Here is a 13897-nt window from a genome sequence, read left to right on the forward strand (position 1 = left end):
TAAATACTTTTGGCAAAAGAGATGATTTTCAGTTGCCAGTAATTTTCTTACTTAATTAAATCAATTATATTGCACCTCATTAGCCTTTACCTATTATACACACATGAACATTACAAAGCTCTCTATTCTAATACCCGCATATAATGAGGGTGCCACTATTCATCATATACTTCATAAAATTGAGCAGGTTACACTTATTCATCAAATTGAAAAAGAAATTATTATAGTAAATGATTGCTCTACAGATAATACCCGAGAAGCTGTAGCTGCTTTTTCAGAAGCACATACAAAAATGAATATTGCCTATTACGAGCACGAAACCAATAAAGGTAAAGGCGCTGCTTTGCATACTGCCATTAAAAAAGCTACCGGCGAGTATTTAATTATTCAAGATGCCGATTTAGAATATGACCCTCAAGAATATAACGACTTATTAAAACCTGTGGTAAATGGCTTTGCCGATGTGGTATACGGGTCTAGATTTAAAGGTAATAACCCACACCGAATTTTGTTCTTTTGGCACACTGTAGGGAATGTATTTTTAACTTTTTTAAGTAATATGTTTACCAACTTAAACCTAAGCGATATGGAAACATGTTATAAACTGTTTCAAACAGAACTTATACAAAATATTACATTGAAGGAAAAACGCTTTGGGTTTGAACCAGAAATAACTGCCAAGATTTCTCGTATTCCTAAAATTAGAATTTACGAAGTGGGTATTTCGTATTACGGACGTACTTATGATGAAGGAAAAAAAATAAATTGGAAAGATGGTTTTAGAGCTATCCTATGTATTTTAAAATACGGAGCGTTACGACTTAAATAAACTATATCTAACCTTAAACCCTGTTTAAAATAGTACCTTATGCTACCTACAAAGTTTAATAGTTTCACTTTAAAAAAGTATGGTTTTGCTATTGTACTATTGGTTGGCATCTCCATGTTATTCTTATGGGTTACTGCCCCCTATAATTTAGGCGTATCACCCGATTCTACTTCATTTATTCAGGGTGCTGAAAATGTAGCTTTAGGTAATGGCCTTACCGATTATTATGGAAATTTTATAAACCACTGGCCTCCTTTATATACCCTATTACTTGGCTGTATTACTAAAATACTTGGGGGTACACCTATACAAGTAGGTAGGTACCTCAACGCATTTCTGTTATTTAGTTCGGGTTTAATTTTTATAAAAATTCTTTTACAGTTAAACCTTAAAAGTAAGATTATAAACCTAGCTCCTTTACTTCTGTTAGTTTCGCTACCGTTTGCTGTATTTGAATATTTTTGGACTGAAACCTTATTTATTCCATTACTACTACTTGCATTTTATTATATTATGAAATGGCAAAACGAAGAGAAAACAAAGTTTATCTTTTTCTGTGGTATCTATAGCGGAGCTTTTTTAATTACTAGATATGCAGGGGCTGGTTTTATTGGTGGCATTATACTGTTCATAATATATAGCAACAGAACATCTATAAAAAAAACAGCAATACTATTATTCACCTATTTAATCCCTATTCTTATAATTTTTGCAGCTTGGTTTCTGTATAGTAATTCACACAGCGGACAAGGTGTAGATAGAAATATAGTATTTCACCTTGTTTCGTTCTCTAAGCTATTAGAATCTGTAAAAACAATTATAAGTTGGTTCACTGGTCCTTATTTCCAATATAAAGTGATAGGACTGCCTATATTTTTAATTAACTGTATTCTAATATACAGGGTACTGAGGTCTAATTTTATAACCTTTAAAACATACCTAAAAAAAAATAAGCAAACCATTACGGTCTGCTTGTTTTTTATTTTTAGTTACTATGGTTTTCTATTAATGTCTATTTCTTTTTTTGATGCCTTAACACCGCTAGACAATAGACTACTTGCTCCCTTATACCCTTTTGTACTTATTCTCATATGTTTTCTGCTTAATTTTATAGAAACAAACTCCTATAAACACAAGAAGTTAATCACCGGAATTTTCTGTTTTCTCATTCCTTTTGCGTCATTTCCTATATGGATACACCACTACAACAATGGTGAGGGTGTTAACTCTAAAACATTTAAAAACTCACAAATTATAGCATCTTATAAGGTAGCAGTAGATAAAAAAGTTTATACAAACGCTGATGACATTATTACCTTTCATTTACATAAAAAGGAACATATTTATCTAATTCCAAAAGTTGTAAATCCTTTTGACAATACTCCTAATCCTGAGTATCAAAATGAAATGGATATTCTAAAAAATGAAATTGCTCATAAAAAAGCGGTTATAGTATATTTCAAAACCATCACCTACCGAGATTTTCTAATCTCAGAAGAAGAAATTATAACACAATTCAGTGAATTTCCCATACAAGAATACTCCGACGGATTTATTATTGGTTGGCAAAAATAACCGTACTAGGTACTCAACAATTTAAAAACTGCAGCAAAGTCAAGGTCTGCCATACCTTGTTGTTTTGCCATAGCATACACTTCTTTCGCTGTGTTTGTTAAGGGCGTTGCTTTATCTAGTTCGTATGCTGTATCTGTAAACAGTTGCAAATCTTTTTGCAGGTGTTTCAGCGGAAAGTTAGGAGTATAATCTTCATCCTCTATTCTAGCTCTAAAGGCTTTTAAAATAGGGGCACTCACTGCCGATTCTAAAAGCACATCCATTGCTTGTGTTTTATCTAACCCCATAGCCATACCTAATGATAAACTTTCTGAAAAAGCCAACATACTCTGTCCTAGCATTTGATTAATCATCAGTTTCATAGCGGCACCCTTACCATGATCTCCCACATGAATAATTTTACTTCCCATTAAGTCTAACAGCGGTGTTACTTTTTCTAAGTCGTCAACATTTCCCCCTACTAAAAAAATGAGTTCTCCTTTCTCTGCCGGCATTTTAGAACCCGATACAGGGGCATCTAAAAAACTAACATTACGCAAAGTAGCCAGTTCGCTAAGCATTACACTAAATGATGGATTTACAGTACTACAATCTATCCAAATAGCTTTGTCTTTCATAGCCTTTATAAAGCCAGACTCCCCTACTGCCATTTTTTCTACTACAGCAGGATTTTCTAACATGGTAATAAGCACATCTACCTGCCCTGCAACAGCTACAGCACTATCTTCCCAAATAGCTCCTGCTTTTATTAAATCAATGGCTTTTTCTTTGGTACGGTTAAATATTACCAGTTTGTGGCCTCCTTTTAAAAGGTTCATTGCCATTCTACTTCCCATAATACCTAAACCAATAAATCCTACTTTCATATGTTTATTTTTTATCACTTTGAGACCAGTCTACAAAGTTTTTTAATTGAACATTTTTTTTACATACAAGACACGTTTGGGAGTTTTCATCTCGATGGTGCAGTAAGTTACGAAAGCAGGATTTACTAGAGTGTCAAAAACTCGTTAAGATTCTGTAGAACTTTCATTTGTAGCTGTTACTCTATTACGGTACAAACTAGTATCAATAGCTCCTTTCATTTTTTGTATATCTAAAGGAATCCCAACAAAATCAGTTATTTTAAGTAAGGTTGCATCTTCTCCATTTAGTAATTCTTTATAATCTACATAAATAAGTTCTACCCCAGGTTCTTTATCCTTCCATATATTCACCAACTGTAATTGTTTTTTAAACTTTTCTACCAATTGCAGCGGAAGTGTTTTAGCTTCTCCTTTCATTTTTTGCTGAGACATTACTACCTCGGTCAAATCTCTGGTCATAAAAATTACTTTATATCTATAAGCTGGAGATGTAAAATTTAACAACGGAGCTACAATTTTAACTACTTTGTTTTGAGCTTTCTCTAACCAAGAATTATCTTTATGTATAGACATAACTGGTTTATACTCCAAATATCCTTTTGGGTTAGAAACATCTGCTTCTCTTTCAGAGTCAGTTAGGGGAGTTAATCCACCCTGATGTAACATCTGCATCATTAAAGAAGTACCAGACCTAGGTAAACCACTTACCACTACAATCTGATTTTCTCGGTGTTTGTAAGCTACCTTATCAGTTAATTCAATAGCATCGGTAAGTTTTTCTTCAATATTCTCTATAGCTTTATTAGCTCTATGGTGCTGCTTAGGTTTTAACCGTGCTGCAGTTTCAAAAGCTATCTTAGCATTTTCTAAATCTCCCATTTTTTCCAATGCCTCACCCAATGTATAGTGTGCTTCAGGAAAATAGTTTACCAACTCAATACTTATAAAAGCATGCTCAATAGCTTCCTCATGGGCTTCTAAACGAACCAAAGTATGCGCTAACAATTGGTGGTATCTAGCATTGTCATTCTCTATAGCTATAGCCTTTTCTAGGTCTTGCTTTGCTTTCTTATAAAATTGTTTGGCCAAATTAAGCTTCGCCAGCTCATACCACAATGCCGATTTATTAGGCTTTTGAGCTATTGCTTTATTAAGCACTACTCTGGCTTCCTTTAACTTACCTGTACCTACTAAAATTTTAGCCTCTACAATATCTGTAGTATATAAAAAGGTTTTTTCAAGGCCACGTAATTTTGCTAGATAACCGGCAGCTTCTTCGTAATTTTCTTCTTTAACGGTAAGGTTTAGTAACTCTAAAAAATAGGGTACCAAATCTACATCTTGCTCTTCTATAAGTTCGTATAGTAATTTTTTAGCTGTAGCAAAATCACTTTTACCTAAATATACTCTAGCCAAATTATGCTTGTTATCACATTTAGCTCTTTTTATATTTTTCTTTTTATCTTCATCTGGTTTATCAATATAACCTAGGTCTATTAATTGTTGCATTACCTGCTCGTCGTCTAACGTATTTTGTGGTAACTTACTATGTTCTCCAAAATCACCAGGCATAGCATCCCAACTATCTATGTAGGAAACCTTTTTCTGCTCATTAAACATTCCTAAAATAGGTTTACCATCCATATCTTTTCCTACAGGCATATCAAACATATGCAATAATGTAGGTGCAATATCTATAAGACTTAAACCAAATAGCTTTTCTCCCTTTTTAATATCGGGTCCAGCGGCTACAAACATTCCAAACTGTCGGTGTTCCAAAGCAGGTGCTGCAGCAAACTTAGGCATCTTTACAATACGCTTATTTCCAGACTCATACCCATGGTCAGACATTACTATGATATTCGTATCCTCCCCTACCATACTTATCATTCTATCTAACATCATATCCTGAAATTGATAGGCATTATTCACAATATCTTTGTTACGCTCAAAAATATGATCAGGAAGTCCCTTTAATTGTGGTGGATGAAATTTCATAAAAGCATGACACATATGATCTATAAAGTCATAATATACTGCCATAAAATCCCATTCTGTAGTTCTCATTAAACGGGTGGCTGCTGCATGAATACTTACATTTTGTGCCAATACTTTTGACAATGTAAATACACCACCATCTTTTTCGTTTTTTTCTTCCTTTTTTTGGGGGGTATAAGTAGGCATAAAAGCAAGTACTTGCTCTAAAGACATCTCATTAGGGTGCATTCTACATTCCTTAAGTTGCTCTTTAAACGACTCTGGATGTATGACGCCATCTGGTAAGGGCCAATCTTCAAAACCTTTACTTTTTTGATATTGCTTTTGAAAAAAGTCAGATACCATCACCCCATTAATAGGTTCTGGAGGATTGGTAGGCCACCAACCTACTACATTACTTTTTAACCCTTGATTATGGAAAATATTCCAAATAGCTCTAGTTTTTCTAGATAATGAAGAAACTGGCTTTATTTGTTGCTTTTCTACATCTGCTTCTATAAACCCTAGAATCCCATGCTTATCCGGAGTTTTTCCCGTAGCTACGGAAGTCCAAAGCATAGGCGAATAAGGAGGGTTCAAGGTACTCATATTAGCATACACCCCGTTTTTAATTAATTTTTCCAATGCTGGCATTTTACCTGCCTTTATTAATGGCCATATAATTTGCCAATCAGCAGCATCCCAACCTATTAACAATACTTTCTTTTTACTCACTTACGTTCCTTTCTTTTATTTCTCCAAGCAGTTAATCCTATGTCTCCTAAAGCTAAAACACCTAAATAACCTCCTCGTATCATATTATCTGTTAAATCTTTAGAATCTAAAATTTCTTTTTTCTCGGTAATTTTATGTTTTTTTCTCACTAATTTTGATTTAGTTGTTAAATTTATAAATATTTAACTTACATTTAAACTTTAAACTTATATTCTATGAAAAAAAACTACCCTAAAAGTAACATTGGAAAAAAACTTTTGAAGTACGGAGCTTTTGCAGGCGCCTTAGCAGGTGTTTCAGAAGCTAGCGGACAAATTGTTTACACTGACATTAATCCTGATTTTGCAGGAGGTAATGACATGAACTATATGCTTGACCTAGATGGCGATGGCACAGATGATTTTAATATTTACCAAGTTCATAATTCCAGCTCTTGGTACGGATTTTCATATTCATACAATTACTTGTACATGATGCCAATGGCAGCTACTAATGAAATATTAGGAGACTCTGGCTACTATGCTTATCCTTTTGCGTTAGATGCTGGAGATATTATATCTAGCGGGCAAACCTCATGGAACAATAACAGTTTTTCCTATGGTTATATGTCATTAAATTACGCAGGTTATGATGGTAACTTTATTGGTGTTACCGATAAATATGTAGGTGTTAGGTTTGCTATTAGTGGTGCCATACATTACGGATGGGTGCGCTTAGATGTAGATGCAAGTGGAAGCTCTTGGGTTGTTAAAGACTTTGCCTATAATGTTACTCCTGGTGCTGCTATTGAAGCAGGACAAACAGTACTGGCTACAGATGATACAGATTTAGCTAACACTATTAAAGTAGTAGCTATGAATAAAACTGTTTCTTTATTTAACCTTCCTGAAAGTTCAGACTATAAAGTATATAATACAGCTGGACAAGTAATTATGAATGGTAGCTACTCCAATACCGATGTTGCTACTATTGAATTAGGAGGTGTTTCAAACGGGGTTTATATTGTAGAAATAACAGATGTAGCTTCTAAAGCTGTATTTAGAAAAAAGGTTATGTTGTAAAAAAACATTACAGCATCTTACATATAACAACAAAAGGGACCTAAAAGTCCCTTTTTGTTGTTTATGAATCTCCTTAAGAATTAAAAAGAAACTGTATCTACTATTCTTGTTTTTACAAATTCATCTAAATCTATTTTATACATATTAGAAGAAGGATTTTCTACACCTCTATTTGTAAAAATACCCCCTATTAAGTATAATGCATTTTCATAGTATACGATACGTGAACCATAATATTGCAGATTAATATGATATCTATTTAACTCTTTAGATAGTGTATTAAAAGTATAAAATATTCCATTCTCGTAAATGTAAATTAGATGATCATGGGCGCATAAGGCCGGTAATTCCATAGTGGTAAAAAGCTCCCCTTCATTTTTCCATTCTCCAGAAGAAAGATTGTAGCTTTTAATAATTTTTGATGCGGTATTTTTTATACCTCCAACAAAATAAATTTTATTTTCCACCAAAACACCTTTCACTGCTTGTTCTTTAGGCATATCCTTTACCGGATACCAAAAACCATGTGCGGCATCAAACAAATGTGCTTTAGCAGTATATTCTGGCTCTCCTTTCTTACTCTTTTTTATTTCTCCTCCTAGAAATAGAAAATTGCCCTTATAATTTACTGCGGTAAAATTAATAGCATCATGCTGGTAACTTCTATCTACATAAACAGTATCCTTTTCTAAATCGTAAATCTCCATTTCATTTTCTAAATACTGAAATCTTTTATTTCTAGACATAAACTTACCCCCTACTAAATACAATCTATTTTGGTAGGGTATCATTTCGTGATAAGCACGTTTTTTAAATACTTTGTCTACCTCTGTCCATGTGTCTTTCTTTATATCATATACGTACATTTCATCATTAATGCCTTCATAATTAGAACTGCGTCTTTGTTCATACATAATTACATCTAAAAAAGATGTACCTCTTCCTAAATTATTTGAAAGCAAATCACCCTTTAAAAACGTGTTTGTACTATTTGATAAATCTCCTCCTTGTACATAAATCTTATCTCCTACTAAGGCTAAGCCAAACCCATAAATTCTTTTATCCAATCCGCTTAGTTTGGTATATTTCAATTTACTCTGCAATTTTCTATCTCCAAAAAGGGTTACCTCTTCTAGTTTAGTAGGCTTCTCAATTAAAAAAATAGATTGTGCATCCTTCATTTTTCCACTTTCTATTTCCAAGCGTTCAAAATCAGAATGGTCAAAAATTATCATGGAAGAACTTTTTATATCCTCCATAGATAATACCACAAACCCTTTTCTATTGGTTTGACCAATAATGGTAGCGTTGCTAGTACTTACAGAAACATTACTAACAGGCTCATTATTTTTCTTGTTATATATGGTAACTCCAATGGTTTGTGCAATACCTATTTGAACAAAACAAAGAAGAAACAAAATGGATAAGTATTTTATTTTCATAGGATTATATGATTTTTTATAAAATTAATGAAAAACGATTGCTAAGCAATGTTAAATCTTAGAAAAGAAAAAATTAACTTATTAAATCAAGAGAAAATTCGTAAATAAAATTTTAAAACCAACTTTATCTAACTTTAATTATAAGTATTTCATCCATATACTTTCGTAAAAAATAATTTCTGCCCACGCTAACCTTTTTATAACCTTGTCAATTACAAACAAAATGTATCTTTACAGCCAAATTAAGAGAGCGTAATTGTATGGAGTGTATTAGTGTTTTCGACATGCTGAAGATAGGAATTGGGCCATCCAGTTCTCACACGCTGGGTCCGTGGCGTGCGGCAGAACGTTGGTTAGAAGAACTGAAAGAACAAAACCTTTTTCATAAAACTACCAAAGTTACGGCACATCTTTATGGTTCTCTTTCTTTAACCGGTAAAGGACACGCTACTGATATTGCCGTTTTACTAGGGTTATCAGGGCAAGACCCAGTAACCATGCCTATTGAAGATATTACCGCTATCACCAACCTAGTAAAAGAACACAAAAAACTTACACTAGGAAATACAAAAGAAATCGAATTCTGCATAGATACCGATATTCTATTTCATAAAGAATTTCTGCCATTTCATTCCAACGGAATAAAATTTGAAGCCCACATAGAAGGTAATACCATTGTAGAAGAAACCTATTATTCCATTGGTGGTGGTTTTGTGGTAAAAGAAGAACGTGTACATGCTCAAGAAAACAAAGCCATATTTAAAACATTTCCGTTTCCGGTTCATAATGGCACTGAATTATTAAAAGCTTGTGCTGAAGAAAATAAAACCATTTCTGAATTGGTTTGGGAAAACGAATGCTCTCTTAGAACTCCTGAAGAAATTGACGAAGGATTGCAACAAATTTGGAGTGTTATGTTGGAATGTATGTTTACTGGTTGCCATACCGAAGGTAGATTACCAGGAGGGCTAAACGTAAAACGACGTGCCTTTGATACGCACAAAAATTTAATTGGTGATGCTCCTTATACTAATCATGAAGAATGGCTACAAGCTATTAGAAAAACAGAGGTAAAGTTTCGTCAAATATTAAAATGGGTTAGTTGCTTTGCCTTATCTGTAAATGAGGTAAATGCTTCTTTAGGGCGTGTAGTTACCGCCCCTACCAATGGCAGTGCTGGTGTAATACCTGCAGTGCTCATGTACTACCTTACCATTGAAGACCATAAAGCTGGTTTTGATAAAATTAAACAGTTTTTACTGGTAGCTGCAGAAATTGGAAGCATCTTTAAAAAAGGAGCTACCATTAGTGCCGCTATGGGCGGATGCCAAGCAGAAATTGGAGTATCTTCTGCCATGGCAGCAGGGGCATTAACCGAATTATTAGGAGGCTCGCCTGAACAAGTTTTAATTGCAGCAGAAATAGCCATGGAACATCACTTAGGCTTAACATGTGACCCTATTGGTGGTTTGGTGCAAGTACCTTGTATTGAGCGTAACGCTATGGGAGCTATTAAAGCTATTAATGCCGCTGAAATGGCGGTAGATACCGACCCCGAAAATGTAAAAGTACCTTTAGACAAAGTGGTTAATACCATGTGGCAAACCGCTAAAGATATGCATACTAAATATAAAGAAACCTCAGAAGGTGGTTTGGCAGTAGCAGTATTACTCTCTGACTGTTAATTTGTTACTATAAGGTTAAAATTATTCAGCTAGTTTTAGGTTTAACCGTATTTTCTTAACAATAGCATAAACATGTGCTAATTATAAGCATGAAGTAGATTGATATTTTCGTGAAAATTCAATACACTTCATATGAAAAAACTATTACTTTCAATTTTATTAAGTATTTCTGGTGCTGCCATGGCTCAGCTAAGTCCTGGAGATATGTCGTTCATTGGCTTTAATGCTGATGGTAACGATGATGTTGCACTGGTTACTTTTGTAGATATTCCTGCAAACACCCTTATATTCTTTTGTGACTCTGAATGGGATGGTAACTCTTTTGGAACTGATGAAAATGACTTCTATTGGGATTCTGGAGCTACTGTTATTCCGGCAGGCTCTGTTATTACTATTTACGAACTTAGCGGCGCTACTAATGTAAACTACGGAACTATCACAGGTTCTCCTGGAGGAATTTCAGCTTCTAGTGAAGCACTGTTTGCTTACCATGCAACTACAGCTGCGCCTAGAGTACCTAGCAACTTTATCTGTGCAGTAGCTAATGCTGCTTCAGCTTATGGAGACCTTTCAAATACAGGGTTGGTAGAAGGTACCTCAGCGTTAACACTTACAGAAGGTACTGATATTGCTGAATACAATGGTACTAGAACAGGTTTAGATGTAAACGGTTATCAATTAGCTATTAATAACATGGCTAATATGGATCTTCAGGATGGTAGTGGTTCACAACATAATGATGGTACTGCTCCTGATGTACCTTTTAATACTACTTCGTTTGTAATTTCTAATGTAGACAACACAGCGCCGTCAGTAGCTACGGTAATGGTTACAGGGCAAACCACTATTACAGTTACATTTACAGAACCGGTTACTCAAACCTCTGCTGAAAACATAGCCAACTATGTTTTTAGTCCGGCACTTACTATTAGTAATGCTACCTATAATGCAACTACCAACACAGCTACTATTACTCATGATGGTTTTGCAGAAGGTACTGAATATACTGTTACTGTTACTAATATAGAAGATGCTGCTACCAATGTAATGAGCTCTTACACTAGCGATGCACTTTACTATAATACCACAACTTCAGGACTTATCATCACTGAAATTATGTATAATGCGCCTTCTGACGATTCTGATGCTTTAGAGTTTTTAGAAATTTATAATAACTCGTCAAACACCATTGCCTTAGGAGGTATTATGGTACAAGACGAAAACACCTTTGTATTTACATTCCCTCAAATGGATCTTGCTTCAGGAGGTATCGTTTTATTAGCTACAGATAAAACTGCTGCCGATGCTTTCTATGGTGTTTCATTTTTAGATATGCCTCAGGGTATCTTAAATGCCTTAGGTAATGGAGGGGAGCTTTTAGAAATTATCAACTCTAACGGTACTGTAATTTCTTCGGTTGAATATTCAGATGATGCTCCTTGGCCAACTATTGCTGACGGAGATGGTCCGTCTGTTGAACTTTTAAATCCTAATGGAACATTTAATGAGGGTACCAACTGGGCTCCTGCTACTAATTTTGTAGGACAATCTTTAGGAGAAGATGTTTTTGCTTCACCAGGTTCATACACTCCTGTTATCAATGTACTACCGCAAGTAGCCTTTGCTGAGATTACATATCCGATTGCGGAAGATGCTAGTACAGCACAATTAATTATAGAGCTTACAGCAGTGACTACTAATGATGTTACTGTAGATGTTTCTTTATTAGGGGGTACTGCTACAGAAGGAACCGATTTTACATTTGTAGACCAAACTATTACTATTACTGCAGGTAGTGCTACGGCTGTTGTAAATGTTCCTATTTTTAATGATACGGATGTTGAGGCAGGCGAAGTTTTAATGTTAGGCTTAAGCAACCCAACCAATGCAGATCTTGGAGATGATGTTAACTCTGGTGTTTACATTTTAGATGATGATACTACTTTATTTTATCCTGCTACTCCTTCTTTAAATATCAATTACGCTACAAGTTATTTAGTTGATGCTAGTGGCTCAGCAGAAATTTCTGCTTACGATGCTGCTTCTCAACGCTTGTTTGTAATGAACTCTACACAAACCAGAGTAGAAATTTTAGATTTTTCAGATATTAATAATATTTCTACTATTAGTACCATTGATCTTTCTTCTTACGGTACAGACGGCGCTACTAGTGTGGCAGTACATAACGGATTAGTAGCAGCTACCATTTCTAACGGACCTACTGCTGATGGTATTCTTGCCTTTATGGATATTGATGGTAATAATGTAACTACCGTTACTGTTGGTAATTTGCCCGATAATGTTTCTTTTACTCCAGATGGAACCAAAGTGCTAACAGCTAATGAAGGACAACCAAATGCTGATTACTCTATTGACCCAGAAGGAAGTATTTCTGTAGTAGACGTTACAGGTGGTTTAAGTGGCATTACACAAGCCAATGTTACCAACCTTAACTTTAATAATTTTGATGCTTTTCAAGCAACTTTAATGGCGGCAGGTGTTAGAATTTTTGGCCCTGGTGCTTCTGTTTCAGAAGATTTAGAGCCTGAATACATTACCTACGCTGCAAATAGCCAAACGGCCTATGTGTCTTTACAAGAAAACAATGCTGCTGCCGTAGTTGATTTAACTACTAATATCATAACAGATATTGTACCTCTTGGAGTTAAAGATTATTCTTTACCAGGTAACACCTTAGATGCTTCTGATGATACAGACTTTATTTATATGGGGAATTGGAATGTATACGGAATGTATATGCCAGATGCTATAGCTTCTTACGAAGTAAATGGTATAACTTATATAGTAACCGCTAACGAAGGTGATGCAAGAGAGTATGATACTTATGAAGAAGAAGCTAGAATTGGAGATAACGATTATATACTTGACCCTACCATTTTCCCTGAAGCGGATTTATTAAAAATGGATAGCAACTTAGGTAGACTAAAAACTACGCTAGCTAATGGTGATATTGATAACGATGGTGATTACGATGAAATTTATGTTTACGGCGGGCGTTCTTTTAGTATCTGGAATACAGATACTGGTATGATGGAATTTGATTCTGGTGACGATTTTGAACGTTACACAGCAGATGATGCTACTTACGGAGTATTATTTAATGCTAGTAATAGTAACAACAATTTTAAAAATCGTTCTGATGATAAAGGTCCAGAGCCAGAGGGAGTAACTACCGCTTCCATTAACGGACAAGTATATGCATTTATAACCTTAGAACGTGTTGGTGGTATGATAACTTACAACGTAACCAACCCTACTGCTCCCGAATTTGTTTCTTATAAAAACAACAGAGATTTAGGAAGTGACGAAGGCGGAGACCTTGGCCCAGAAGGAATTATTTACATTGCGCCTCAAGACAGTCCTACGGGTACGGGGTTAGTAGTAATGTCTAATGAGGTAAGTGCTACGGTAAGTATTTATACCATAGATAACGATACATTTGCTACAGATGACTTTACAACTACTAACTTTAAAGTATACCCTAACCCTGCTAATGGTAACGAAACTGTTCAGTTTACACAACAAGTTTCAGGAGCTATTTTTGATATGATGGGGAGAGAAATGCTTTCTTTTGAAAATACAAACACTGTAAAATTACCAAACCTAACTACCGGAACTTATATTATACATATAACCAATGGTGAATCTAAGAAGTTGGTAATTAAATAACATCTTGACTTTTGGATAGTAGCATAGCTAGAAGTCA

At 34.8% G+C, this 13897-nt stretch carries 9 protein-coding genes; 5 read left to right on the forward strand and 4 right to left on the reverse strand.

Annotated features, from left to right (window positions below):
- Positions 1 to 103: 103 nt before the first annotated feature.
- Together Y10_RS14195 and Y10_RS14200 are read left to right on the forward strand one after the other, a co-directional pair.
- Positions 104 to 829 carry a glycosyltransferase family 2 protein gene (locus tag Y10_RS14195; protein WP_281766070.1) on the forward strand — a complete coding sequence of 242 codons (726 nt, stop codon included), beginning with the start codon at positions 104 to 106 and terminating at the stop codon, positions 827 to 829.
- 39 nt (positions 830 to 868) lie between these two features.
- Positions 869 to 2404, forward strand: coding sequence for a glycosyltransferase family 39 protein (locus tag Y10_RS14200; protein WP_281766071.1), 1536 nt, complete (start codon positions 869 to 871; stop codon positions 2402 to 2404).
- Positions 2405 to 2409: 5 nt separating this feature from the next.
- Here the strand turns inward: Y10_RS14200 and Y10_RS14205 are convergent, their stop codons facing one another.
- From Y10_RS14205 to Y10_RS14215, 3 genes are all read right to left on the reverse strand, one after another.
- A complete protein-coding gene (locus Y10_RS14205; protein WP_281766072.1) occupies positions 2410 to 3270 on the reverse strand; it encodes an NAD(P)-dependent oxidoreductase in 861 nt (286 codons plus the stop codon).
- 144 nt (positions 3271 to 3414) lie between these two features.
- On the reverse strand, positions 3415 to 5982 hold the full coding sequence (locus tag Y10_RS14210) for an alkaline phosphatase family protein (RefSeq protein ID WP_281766073.1): 2568 nt from the start codon (positions 5980 to 5982) through the stop codon (positions 3415 to 3417).
- Positions 5979 to 6131: a hypothetical protein gene (locus tag Y10_RS14215; RefSeq protein ID WP_281766074.1), complete on the reverse strand. Its 153-nt coding sequence runs from the start codon at positions 6129 to 6131 to the stop codon at positions 5979 to 5981. Before Y10_RS14215 ends, Y10_RS14210 begins: the two co-directional genes overlap by 4 nt.
- A 66-nt stretch (positions 6132 to 6197) precedes the next feature.
- Here Y10_RS14215 and Y10_RS14220 point away from each other — a divergent pair, with 66 nt between their 5' ends.
- Positions 6198 to 7043, forward strand: coding sequence for a T9SS type A sorting domain-containing protein (locus Y10_RS14220; RefSeq protein ID WP_281766075.1), 846 nt, complete (start codon positions 6198 to 6200; stop codon positions 7041 to 7043).
- An 80-nt stretch (positions 7044 to 7123) separates the two neighbouring features.
- Here Y10_RS14220 and Y10_RS14225 read toward each other — a convergent pair whose 3' ends face one another.
- A complete protein-coding gene (locus tag Y10_RS14225) occupies positions 7124 to 8485 on the reverse strand; it encodes a Kelch repeat-containing protein (RefSeq protein WP_281766076.1) in 1362 nt (453 codons plus the stop codon).
- Positions 8486 to 8745: 260 nt separating this feature from the next.
- Between Y10_RS14225 and Y10_RS14230 the strand changes: the two genes are divergently transcribed.
- Together Y10_RS14230 and Y10_RS14235 are read left to right on the forward strand one after the other, a co-directional pair.
- Complete coding sequence (locus Y10_RS14230; RefSeq protein ID WP_281766077.1) at positions 8746 to 10170, forward strand: L-serine ammonia-lyase; 1425 nt, start codon at positions 8746 to 8748, stop codon at positions 10168 to 10170.
- A gap of 132 nt (positions 10171 to 10302) precedes the next feature.
- Positions 10303 to 13860, forward strand: a complete 3558-nt coding sequence (locus Y10_RS14235) for a choice-of-anchor I family protein (RefSeq protein WP_281766078.1) — start codon at positions 10303 to 10305, stop codon at positions 13858 to 13860.
- Positions 13861 to 13897: the final 37 nt, after the last annotated feature.

The sequence above is a fragment of the Neptunitalea lumnitzerae genome (assembly GCF_027924185.1).
GTDB classification, from domain to species: Bacteria; Bacteroidota; Bacteroidia; order Flavobacteriales; family Flavobacteriaceae; genus Neptunitalea; species Neptunitalea lumnitzerae.

What these genes read in the sequence shown, in the direction of transcription:
- Y10_RS14195 (WP_281766070.1), top strand. Translation starts at nt 104, where the DNA reads ATGAACATTACAAAGCTCTCTATTCTAATACCCGCATATAATGAGGGT.
- Y10_RS14200 (WP_281766071.1), top strand. Translation starts at nt 869, where the DNA reads ATGCTACCTACAAAGTTTAATAGTTTCACTTTAAAAAAGTATGGTTTT.
- Y10_RS14205 (WP_281766072.1), bottom strand. Translation starts at nt 3,270, where the DNA reads ATGAAAGTAGGATTTATTGGTTTAGGTATTATGGGAAGTAGAATGGCA.
- Y10_RS14220 (WP_281766075.1), top strand. Translation starts at nt 6,198, where the DNA reads ATGAAAAAAAACTACCCTAAAAGTAACATTGGAAAAAAACTTTTGAAG.
- Y10_RS14225 (WP_281766076.1), bottom strand. Translation starts at nt 8,485, where the DNA reads ATGAAAATAAAATACTTATCCATTTTGTTTCTTCTTTGTTTTGTTCAA.
- Y10_RS14230 (WP_281766077.1), top strand. Translation starts at nt 8,746, where the DNA reads ATGGAGTGTATTAGTGTTTTCGACATGCTGAAGATAGGAATTGGGCCA.
- Y10_RS14235 (WP_281766078.1), top strand. Translation starts at nt 10,303, where the DNA reads ATGAAAAAACTATTACTTTCAATTTTATTAAGTATTTCTGGTGCTGCC.